The organism is Streptomyces sp. NPDC059909 (assembly GCF_042730885.1).
Lineage (GTDB): Bacteria > Actinomycetota > Actinomycetes > Streptomycetales > Streptomycetaceae > Streptomyces.
This window is the reverse complement of sequence record NZ_JBHWKX010000027.1, coordinates 70,186-80,737: the sequence shown is the minus strand read 5'-3', so window position 1 is coordinate 80,737 and position 10,552 is coordinate 70,186. Positions and strand designations below refer to the sequence as shown.

The 10,552-nt window shown below is 70.3% G+C and carries 6 protein-coding genes, 1 tRNA gene and 1 pseudogene; 7 read left to right on the top strand and 1 reads right to left on the bottom strand.

What is annotated here, in order from left to right:
• Both ACFV9O_RS19860 and ACFV9O_RS19855 read left to right on the top strand, forming a co-directional pair.
• Positions 1 to 414: pseudogene (locus tag ACFV9O_RS19860) on the top strand (hypothetical protein); the annotation flags it as partial.
• A 445-nt stretch (positions 415 to 859) separates the two neighbouring features.
• Complete coding sequence (locus ACFV9O_RS19855) at positions 860 to 1,330, top strand: GNAT family N-acetyltransferase (protein WP_385419596.1); 471 nt, start codon at positions 860 to 862, stop codon at positions 1,328 to 1,330.
• A 1,052-nt stretch (positions 1,331 to 2,382) separates the two neighbouring features.
• Here ACFV9O_RS19855 and ACFV9O_RS19850 read toward each other — a convergent pair.
• Positions 2,383 to 2,455, bottom strand: a tRNA-Arg gene (locus ACFV9O_RS19850).
• Between the two features lie 314 nt (positions 2,456 to 2,769).
• Here ACFV9O_RS19850 and ACFV9O_RS19845 point away from each other — a divergent pair.
• From ACFV9O_RS19845 to ettA, 5 genes are all read left to right on the top strand, one after another.
• On the top strand, positions 2,770 to 4,371 hold the full coding sequence (locus ACFV9O_RS19845) for a dynamin family protein (RefSeq protein ID WP_385419594.1): 1,602 nt from the start codon (positions 2,770 to 2,772) through the stop codon (positions 4,369 to 4,371).
• Positions 4,372 to 4,590: 219 nt separating this feature from the next.
• Positions 4,591 to 6,321 carry a GTPase gene (locus tag ACFV9O_RS19840; protein WP_385419653.1) on the top strand — a complete coding sequence of 577 codons (1,731 nt, stop codon included), beginning with the start codon at positions 4,591 to 4,593 and terminating at the stop codon, positions 6,319 to 6,321.
• A 165-nt stretch (positions 6,322 to 6,486) separates the two neighbouring features.
• A complete protein-coding gene (locus tag ACFV9O_RS19835; RefSeq protein ID WP_385419591.1) occupies positions 6,487 to 7,035 on the top strand; it encodes a single-stranded DNA-binding protein in 549 nt (182 codons plus the stop codon).
• Between the two features lie 216 nt (positions 7,036 to 7,251).
• The gene (locus ACFV9O_RS19830; RefSeq protein WP_385419650.1) at positions 7,252 to 8,685 is read left to right on the top strand and encodes a Cys-Gln thioester bond-forming surface protein; all 1,434 of its coding nucleotides are present in this window, start codon (positions 7,252 to 7,254) and stop codon (positions 8,683 to 8,685) included.
• 202 nt (positions 8,686 to 8,887) lie between these two features.
• A complete protein-coding gene (ettA, locus tag ACFV9O_RS19825; protein WP_385419588.1) occupies positions 8,888 to 10,552 on the top strand; it encodes an energy-dependent translational throttle protein EttA in 1,665 nt (554 codons plus the stop codon).

Sequence of the window (10,552 nt, the reverse complement as noted above, 5' to 3'; positions counted from 1 at the left end):
AAGGAGAAGGGCAAGGACGAGAAGAAGGACGAGGACAAGGAGGACCGGGACAAGGAGAAGGGCAAGGACGAGAAGAAGGACGAGGACAAGGAGGACCGGGACAAGGAGAAGGGCAAGGACGAGAAGAAGGAAGACCAGCAGGACGAGAAGAAGGACGAGCAGGTCCCGGACAAGCCGGTGGCTCCGGACGAGCCGAAGATCCCCGAGCCCCAGGCGCCCGAGCCCCAGGCCCCGGAGCCGCAGAACCCGGAGCCCCAGGCCCCCGAGCGCCAGGCCCCCGAGCCCCAGGCGCCCGAGCCCGAGGCCCCCGAGCCCCAGGCCCCGGATCAGCAGCAGGAATCAGATCAGCAGGAATCGGATCAGCAGGAATCAGATCAGCAGCAGGGCCCGGAACAGGGCTCGGACCAGCAGTAGCCCCCAACCAGGCACCACAGGGCTAGCCCAGCGCGTTTACGCGTCCTCTACGCCCCGCCCGCTAGCGTCCCCGGTCCGCCCTGCTCAGGCCGGCAGTTATAGAGCCGCAGCGCCGCCCCGTTTGTGGAGGGGGCAAGCCCGTTCGAGCTGGGCAGGCGGCATGCGACGCCTCCGGAGGTCCATGTGGTTCTTCGTGTGTGCGTAGCTCTCGGCTCTCAGCATGAGCATCGCCACGTCAGGCCGAGTTGCTCTTCACCAGGAGCTGCCTCGGACGCGGTCACAGCCCGGCGTGCCAGTCCCGCTCCAGATCGCCTATGTCGAATACGCTGCGAAGACGTCCAACCTGGCTTCTTGACAGCGCGTACGCACAAGGGAATGCCGCCTGGTGGCGGCCCTCCACGTCGGCCCGGACGGCGCAGCTGCCGGATGAAGGAAGGGATGTGGCATGAGGTCCCCAGGCGTGCACCTACGGGAGATTACCGACGACAACCGGGATGCCGTTCGCGCCCTCCGCGTCAGACGTGACCAGAAGCAGTTCGTCGCCTCAGTGTCCAAGTCGCTCAAGGAGGCGGCAAAGACGCCGGAGGCCAATCCCTGGTACCGCGCCTTGTACCGTGGCGACGAGCCAGTCGGCTTCGTGATGCTGTCGTGGAAACCGCCGGCTGGTCCTTTCAAAGGACAGCACTTCCTCTGGCGCCTCCTCGTCGACAAGCGGTACCAGAGGCGAGGGATCGGCCGAGAGGCGCTCACGCAGATCGCCGCCCTGGTTCGCGAGGACGGCGCCACCGAGCTGCTGACCAGCTACGAGCCCGGCGACGGCGAACCGTGGCCCTTCTACCAGAAGTTCGGGTTCGAGCCCACCGGGGAGATCGACGACGGCGAGATCGTTCTGCGGCTCACCTTCCCCGCTCGGTGAGCTCATACGGGAAGCCGCGGACGGTTTTGATTTCTGGTTGTCACATGACGAAGAAGCTGGTGGCACCTGGAAGTCGGTGCTCACCAGCTTCATATCCGCTTTAGAGGCCGTGCCATTGCCTTGATCCCGATCTTGGCACTCCAACCTGAGGCGGTGCCGATCCCCTGGATCTGAGCCGCCTCTCCGGGCACTGCAATCTCGCCGAGTGAGGGTGGCTGACGCGCGGATCGCCGGGGACCAGGGTTGCCGGTAATGCGACGGCACTGTCACTAGTCACCCGCCACTGCCTTTTGCGGGTCTTCCCTGCAGCGGCGAATGACCGGAGCACGAAGATCAGCACTGTCGCTGCTATCCATAGGTCACGTCCGCTGGAGTGGTGTATCGACGGCCACTCGGTGATCTCGTCCCGCCTCCGACCCCGCTCGCGAGAGCACCCCCGACCAGGGAGAGACCGCCTGTGGGTATCGCCGTGATCAGGCCGAGGGCTACGCCGACCCCCATGCCCTTCTCCCGGCCAATGGTCGGCCGAGACCGTCTGATTCGGACGGGCACAGCTAACTCACTGCTTCCGGCAAACACGCCACGTGATCGAAGCCTCTCGACACACGCCGTAGCGAGCTATTCCTCAGTTGTCACTTTGGCCTCAGCACCAGTAAGCACCACCGCGTCGGCTTTACCACCGACCCCGGCAGGTGATCTTGCCGCCCAGCCCCGTGCCGGTCGTTTTTGCCTCGGCCAAGGGAGTGTGCCGGTGCTGCTCGCCACGAACGCCCGATGCACCTCCGATCAGCTCAGGGACCATCAGCCGAGCATCGAGGCCAGCGGTGTTCTGCCGTACCTGACAGGGGGTTGACCCAGCCCAGAGAACTTCACCGCGTATTCGCCGCAGCCACCCGCAGAAACACGGTGACAGCCGGACAGTGCCGGACGGCTCCCAGCCATCGTGGGGGTGCTCCGGCGCTTACGCGTCCTCTACGCCCCGCCCGCTAGGGTCCCTCTGACCAGCAAAAAGGCCCTCCCAGGAGGAGGGCCGATCGATCGCGCGGTGTGTGCGCCCCCGGCAGGACTCGAACCTGCGGCCAAGCGCTTAGAAGGCGCCTGCTCTATCCACTGAGCTACGGGGGCCGGGTGTGGCCTCGGTGGCCTGGAGCCCCTGGTGGGTCGTCCGTGCCCTTGCCGGGACAAGGATAGGGCTCCGATCGCCTTGACCCGGATGCTTCACCTGCGTGGCACGATGTGGAGGTTCGGTGAAGCGAACCGATAATCGCAGGCAGGCGCGATTCTTGCAGCGCTTTTTTCGTCCCGCGGCTCGGGTGTTGTGCACTCGTTATGCCTGCGTCCCGCTCGTCCCGTCTGTCCCGTCTGCCTGATCGGCGCGCAGGGATGCCAATACGCTTCAAAAAGCCGCCAAAGTTGGGCATTCTTCGCATGTGGTGACCATGGAAGTACGGCCTCAGCTGATCGACGCACTCTCCGCCCTGCGCGACTGTGTCGCTGCCGTGCGTCTACCGCTCCCCCTTCCAGGTGCTCCGCGGGCGCGGCAGACCAGGGATGAGCTGCTCGCGCAGCTCGACGACTATCTGGTGCCCCGGCTGAAGGACCCCGAAGCGCCGCTGCTCGCGGTGGTCGGCGGGTCCACGGGGACCGGGAAGTCGACGCTGGTCAACTCCCTTGTGGGGCGGCGGGTGAGCGAGGCAGGGGTGCTGCGGCCCACGACGCGGACGCCCGTGCTCGTATGCCACCCGGAGGATCACCACTGGTTCGCGGGCATGCGTGTGCTGCCGCACCTCACGCGCGTATGGCTGCCGCAGCAGGAGGAGATCGAGGCCGCGGGCGGTGAGCGCGGGCCGGTGGAGGACAACGCGCTGCGCGTCGAGACCGCCGGCTCGCTGCCTCGCGGGCTCGCCCTGCTCGACGCGCCCGACATCGACTCGCTCGTCGTCGGGAACCGCATGCTGGCCGCCGAGTTGCTCTGCGCCGCCGACATCTGGGTCATGGTCACCACCGCATCCCGGTACGCCGACGCCGTTCCTTGGCATCTGCTGCGCACGGCGAAGGAGTACGACGCCATGCTCGTCACCGTCCTCGACCGGGTGCCGCACCAGGTGATCGCGGAGGTGTCCCGGCAGTACGCGGCCCTCCTCACGAAGGCCGGCCTGGGGGACGTACCGCGGTTCACGATCCCGGAGCTCCCCGAGTCCGCGGGCGGCGGCCGGGGGCTGCTCCCGGACTCCGCCGTGGCCGCGCTGCGGAGCTGGCTGGCGCACCGGGCCCTGGACCCTGCCGCGCGTCAGCAGACGGTTGTACGGACAGCCGCCGGCGTCATCGACTCGCTCAACGCCCGCATGCCGGCGCTCGCGGGCGCGGTCGCCGCGCAGTACGCCGCCGCCGTACGCCTCTCCGGCGCGGTCGAGGAGGCGTACGCGCTGGAGGCCGAGCGGGTGCGCAAACTGCTCGCGCGCGGCGCTGTGCTCGCCGGGGACGCCCGCACGCGCTGGCGGGGCTACCCGCGCGACAGTTCCGCCACCGAGCTCCTCGACGCCCTCGCCGAGAGCCTCATGGCGCTGCTCCAGTGCGCCGTGGCCGCCGCCGACGAGCGGCTCCAGGAGGCGTGGCGGCGCGAACCGGCCTCGGGGGCGGTCGGCGGCGGGTACGCGGCGGCCGACCGGGAGGCCGCCGAGCGCATCGGGATGGCGGTGCGCCGCTGGCGGCGGGTCCTGGAGGAGCTCGCCGAGGAGGTGGTACGGGGCATGGAACGCTCCGTCGCACCGGACCCCGAGACCGTCGCCGCGCTGCTCGCCGCCTCCCTGCTGGGCGGCCGTCGCGCCCGTGCCGCGGGGGAGCAGCTCGCCGAACGTATCGGCGCCCAGGGCGCGCTGCGGCTGCGCGACAAGGGCGGCGAACTCGTGACGGCGTACGTCGAACGCGTCCTGCACGAGGAGCGCGACCGGCGGCTCGCCCCGCTGGACGCCCTCGATGTGACCCCGGAGCCGCAGGCAGAACTGATCGCCGCGCTGTCCGTACTGCAGAAGGAGAGGTGATCGCCGGTGACCGCTGTCGCTGGGGAGACCGAGGACCGCTCGGAGCCCGGTTCCGGGGCCGCTCGGGCGGAGGGGGCCGGGGCCGTGGCCGGGTCCCCCGGCGGGACTGCCGCGGGGTCCGCCGAAGAACCGGTCGAGCAGTCCGTCGCCGGGGCCATCCCTGACGCCGCCGGGGCGGCCTCGGGCGAAGAGCCTGCCCCGGAGACGGAAAGGGAGGGCGTGGGCGGGCCCGGAGACGGATCCGGAGGCGGATCCGCCGGTCCGGGCGAAGTCCGCTGGGACGACGGCCTCATCGCCCGCCGCGCCGCCGAGCCCTCCTTCGACGACGCCACGCCGGCCGAGGAGCCGCACGTCCCCATCGGAGGCCCGTACGCCGCCCCGCTCCGCACCCGTCTCGAGGCCCTCCGCGAGCTCATCGGCCTCTCCCGCACGCGGCTCGACGGCCGGACGCTCGCCGAGGCGGGGCGGGTGCTCGACGAGGCGGCGGCGCGGCAGCGGCTGTCGTCGCAGCACACCGTCATCGCCATCGCGGGCGCCACCGGCAGCGGGAAGTCGACGCTGTTCAACGCCCTGGCCGGGGTGCCCATTTCGGAGACCGGGCTGCGCAGGCCCACCACCTCCGCGCCGATCGCCCTCAGCTGGTCCGAGGGCGCCGCCGGGCTGCTCGACCGGCTCGCCATCCCCGGGCGGCTGCGCCGCAGGCCGCTGGCCGGCGGATCGGGGGACGAGGCCATGCAGGGACTGGTCCTGGTGGACCTGCCCGACCACGACTCGGCGCTGACCGTGCACCGGGAACAGGTGGACCGGGTGCTGGCGCTGGTCGACGCGGTCGTCTGGGTCGTCGACCCGGAGAAGTACGCCGACGCCGCCCTGCACGAGCGCTATCTGCGGCCGCTCGCCGGGCACGCCGAGGTCACCTTCGTCGTCCTGAACCAGATCGACCGGCTGCCCGGTGAGGCCGCCGACCAGGTGCTCGACGATCTGCGCCGGCTCCTGGACGAGGACGGAATCGCCCTCGGTGAACACGGTGAGCCCGGCGCCACGGTCCTCGCCCTCTCGGCCCTCACCGGCGAGGGCGTCGGCGACCTGCGCGACCTGCTCGGCCGCTTCGTACAGGAACGCACGGCCGCTGCCCGGCGCATCTCCGCCGACGTCGACGCGGCCGCGGCACGGCTGCGCCCCCTGTACGTCGCCGAAGGGCGGCCCGGACTCGGCGAGCGGGCCCGCGAGGACTTCAATGCGCGCCTGGCGGGTGCGGTCGGCGCCACCGCCGTCGGCGAGGAGGCCGAACGCCAGTGGCGCAGAAACGCCGGGCGCGCATGCGGCACGCCCTGGCTGCGGCTGTGGCGGTGGTACGAGCGCGTCCGTACGCCGGGTGGGGGGCTGCCGCAGCCCCCGGAGCCGGTGGAGAAGGAGCTCACGGCACGGCAGCGGGTCGAGCAGGCCGTACGCATCGTCGCGGACGACGCGGCACACGGGCTGCCCGCGCCCTGGTCGCAGGCGGTGCGGGAAGCGGCGGTGCGCGGGGCGGAGGGGCTGCCCGAGGCACTGGACGAGCTCGCGGTCGAACTGGGCACGCCGCAGGCCCGTCCGCCGCGGCCGACGTGGTGGCCGGTCGCGGTGCTCGCACAGGCCGCCATGACACTGCTGCAGATCTACGGCGGGCTGTGGCTGACGGGCCAGATCATCGGGGTCCTGGATCCCATGCTGGTGCCCCCGGTGCTGCTGATGCTCGGCGGGATCATCGGCGGGCCGCTCGTGGAGTGGGCGTGCGCTGCCGCCGCGAAGGGACCGGCGCGGCGGTACGGGCAGGACGCGGAACGGCGGCTCAAGGAGGCCGCTGCGGCGTGCGGGCGGGCGAGAGTCCTCGATCCGATCGCGGCGGAGCTGATGCGGTACAGGGAGGTACGCGAGCAGTACGTGGCGGTGTCCGGACGCTCGCACCGCTGAGACGGCCGGTCCGGGTGACCCCGCCACTCGTTCGGGTGGCGGGGTTTTCCCCATCTGCGGCGGCTTCCACAGGCGTCGGCAGGGATCCGTGTCCGGGACCAGCATGGGATCAGTGGTCCGGATCAGCCGATCGGGATCAGTCGGTCGAACGGGAGGGGATCGGTCATGAACGAGACGATGGTGACGCTGGTCGGCAATGTGGCGACCGGGGTGGAGTACCGGGAATCCGCGAACGGGGGGTATGCGCGGTTCCGGTTCGCGGTGAGGTCGCGCCGCTGGGACCGGCAGCGGGAGCTCTGGGCGGACGGGCCGACCAGCTTCTACACGGTGTGGGCGTGGCGGGCGCTCGGGTTGAATCTGGCGGCCTCCGTCTCGGTCGGTGAACCACTCGTGGTCCACGGCCGGTTGAGGGTGCGGGAGGAGGAACGGGACGGGGTGCGGCGGTCGTCCGTCGACATCGACGCGGTGTCGGTCGGACATGACATGACGCGCGGTACGTCGGCGTTCCGACGGGTGACGAAGGCGGAGCCGTATCCGGCGGACCCCCCGGGCGGCGGGGCGGGTGACAGTCCGGGCGACGGCACGGGCAACCGGACCGGCCCACCGGGCCCGTCCCCTGACCCTGTCATCACCCACGTCTCCGCCGGTCAGGGCGGTCCTGACGGCCGCGGCCCCGTACCCGCGGCCGGAGCGGCCACCGCATCAGCCCCCTGACCTGCGGTTGTGGAGATTTGTCGATAGTTCGTCAGGGGATGAGGAGGCCGCGATAACGATTCCGATTCGGAATGGTTATCTCACGGTATGACGGGGCATCGGGTCGCGCCGCGTCCCTAGGATTCCCCAGTACTCACGGGGCACTTGAGTCTGCTGGCGAGGCACTCCCCCCACGCATCCCACGCGAAAGCGCCTCGCCCGGAGGGGAATTCTGTGATTTCTGCGTTCTCTGCACGTGGGCGGGGAGCCGCCCGTACGGCCGTGGCGGCTCTGGTGTTCGGGCTGTCCGCGGCAGGCTCGATCGTCACCGCGGGACCGGCCGTCGCCGACGAGGCCCCCCAGCACACGGGCGGAGCCTCCGCCACTCTCGACGGCCTGACCACCTTCGACCGCGCCGTGCTGCACGACGGCGGCCGCGATCAGGAACTGCCCGCCGGGCTCTTCGAGATGACCGTGGACGGCGGCGGCAAGCTCAAGACGTACTGCATCGACATCCACAACCCCACCCAGGAGCAGGCCAAGTACCTGGAGACCCCCTGGGACCAGACCTCGCTCGGCGCCAACAAGAACGCCGGCAGGATCCGCTGGATCCTGCAGCACTCCTACCCCCAGATCGACGACCTCACGGGGCTTGCCGACCAGGCCGGCACCGGTCCGCTGACCGAGCGGACCGCCGCGGCGGGCACCCAGGTCGCCATCTGGCGGTACTCGGACGGTGCCGAGGTCGAGGCGCTCGACCCGGCCGCCGAGAAGCTCGCCGACTGGCTCGAGAAGGAAGCGAAGAACGTCGAGGAGCCCCGTGCCTCGCTCAGCCTGGAGCCCAACGCCGTCTCCGGGAAGGCCGGCGGAAGGCTCGGGCCGGTCACGGTCCGCACCGACGCAGACCGCGTCACGGTGACGCCGCCCGCCGATGCCGCCGCCAGCGGCATCAAGGTGACCGGCAAGGACGGCAAGCCGGTGACCTCCGCGGTCAACGGCAGCGAGCTGTACTTCGACATACCCTCCGGGACCGCCGACGGCTCGGCCTCGCTGACCGTGCAGGCGACCACCTCCGTTCCGGTCGGCCGGGCGTTCGCCGGGGTGACCAAGAGCCAGACCCAGATCCTGGCCGGGTCCAGCCGGTCGACGGTCTCCGCGACCGCGACCGCCACCTGGGCCAAGGCCGGCCCGATCCCGGCGCTGTCGGCGGAGAAGAACTGCGCCAAGGGCGGCATCGACATCACGGCTACCAACAAGGGCGACGAGGCGTTCACCTTCGAGCTGATGGGCTTCAAGCACTCCATCGCCGCGGGCGAGTCCCGCACCGTGACCGTCCCGGTCCCCGAGGACCAGGCGTACGACTTCACGATCACCGGGCCCGGCGGGTTCTCGAAGAACTTCAAGGGCGTGCTCGACTGCAAGACCACCGGCAGCGAGGGTCCCACCCCCGACCAGCCGTCCTCCCAGCCCAGCCCGGCCTCGGCGGGCGGCACCTCGGGCGGTGACGAGAACCTGGCGGCGACCGGCACGTCGAACGCCACCCCGGTCATCGCGGGCGTCGCGATCGCCCTCGTCGTGATCGGCGGCGCCGCCGTCTTCCTCGTCCGCAGGAAGAAGACCCCCGCCGCCGGGTCGGCAGCCTCCACGGAGTCGTCCTCCCCGCAGGAGTGAACGACCCACGGTGAGCGCCCGGTGACGGTGCGCTCGGGACGGCCCCGGATCGCCTGCGAGCGCCGGGGCCGTCGGCGTCGGGGCCGTGTCATCCGGGCAGGCGGCATGAGCCGGGCCACTGACCTACTGGTTCGCTCCCAGGGGTGGCGGTCAGGCAAGATGGGGTGTATCTGCCCACTCACATATTGCCGGACGGTTTCTCTTGGCTGAGTACATCTACACCATGCGCAAGACGCGCAAGGCGCACGGCGACAAGGTGATCCTTGACGACGTCACGCTGAGCTTCCTGCCCGGTGCGAAGATCGGTGTGGTCGGCCCGAACGGCGCCGGTAAGTCCACCGTGCTGAAGATCATGGCTGGTCTGGAGCAGCCGTCCAACGGCGATGCCTTCCTCTCGCCCGGCTACACGGTCGGCATGCTCCTCCAGGAGCCGCCGCTCGACGAGTCCAAGACCGTCCTGCAGAACGTCCAGGACGGAGCGGCCGAGATCATGGGCAAGCTCCACCGCTTCAACGAGGTTGCCGAGCTCATGGCGACCGACTACTCCGACGCGCTGATGGAGGAGATGGGCAAGCTCCAGGAAGACCTCGACCACGCCAACGCGTGGGACCTGGACACGCAGCTCGAGCAGGCCATGGACGCGCTGGGCTGCCCGCCCGGCGACTGGCCGGTCACCAACCTGTCCGGTGGTGAGCGCCGCCGCGTCGCGCTGTGCAAGCTGCTGCTCGAGGCCCCTGACCTGCTGCTCCTCGACGAGCCCACCAACCACCTGGACGCCGAGTCCGTGCAGTGGCTGGAGCAGCACCTTGCCAAGTACCCCGGCACCGTCGTCGCCGTCACCCACGACCGGTACTTCCTGGACAACGTGGCCCAGTGGATCCTGGAGCTCGACCGCGGCCGCGCCCACCCGTACGAGGGCAACTACTCCACCTACCTGGAGAACAAGGCCTCGCGTCTGAAGGTCGAGGGCCAGAAGGACGCCAAGCGCCAGAAGCGGCTCAAGGAAGAGCTGGAGTGGGTCCGCTCCAACGCCAAGGGGCGCCAGGCCAAGTCCAAGGCCCGTCTGGCCCGCTACGAGGAGATGGCGGCCGAGGCCGACAAGATGCGGAAGCTGGACTTCGAGGAGATCCAGATCCCGCCGGGCCCGCGCCTGGGCAGCGTCGTCGTCGAGGTCGAGAACCTGAGCAAGGCCTTCGGCGAGAAGGTCCTCATCGACGACCTCTCCTTCACGCTGCCGCGCAACGGCATCGTCGGCATCATCGGCCCGAACGGCGCCGGCAAGACCACGCTGTTCAAGATGCTCCAGGGCCTCGAGAAGCCCGACGCCGGTCAGATCAAGGTCGGCGAGACCGTGAGGATCTCGTACGTCGACCAGAGCCGCGAGAACATCGACCCCAAGAAGACGCTGTGGGCCGTCGTCTCCGACGAGCTGGACTACATCAACGTCGGCCAGGTCGAGATGCCGTCCCGCGCCTATGTCTCGGCGTTCGGCTTCAAGGGCCCGGACCAGCAGAAGCCGGCCGGGGTCCTCTCCGGCGGTGAGCGCAACCGACTCAACCTCGCGCTCACCCTCAAGCAGGGCGGCAACCTGCTGCTCCTCGACGAGCCGACCAACGACCTCGACGTCGAGACCCTCTCCTCGCTGGAGAACGCGCTGCTGGAGTTCCCGGGCTGCGCCGTGGTCGTGTCCCACGACCGCTGGTTCCTGGACCGGGTCGCCACGCACATCCTGGCGTACGAGGGCAACTCCAAGTGGTTCTGGTTCGAGGGCAACTTCGAGTCGTACGAGAAGAACAAGGTGGAGCGGCTCGGCGCGGACGCGGCCCGTCCGCACCGTGCCACCTACAAGAAGCTGACCCGGGGCTGA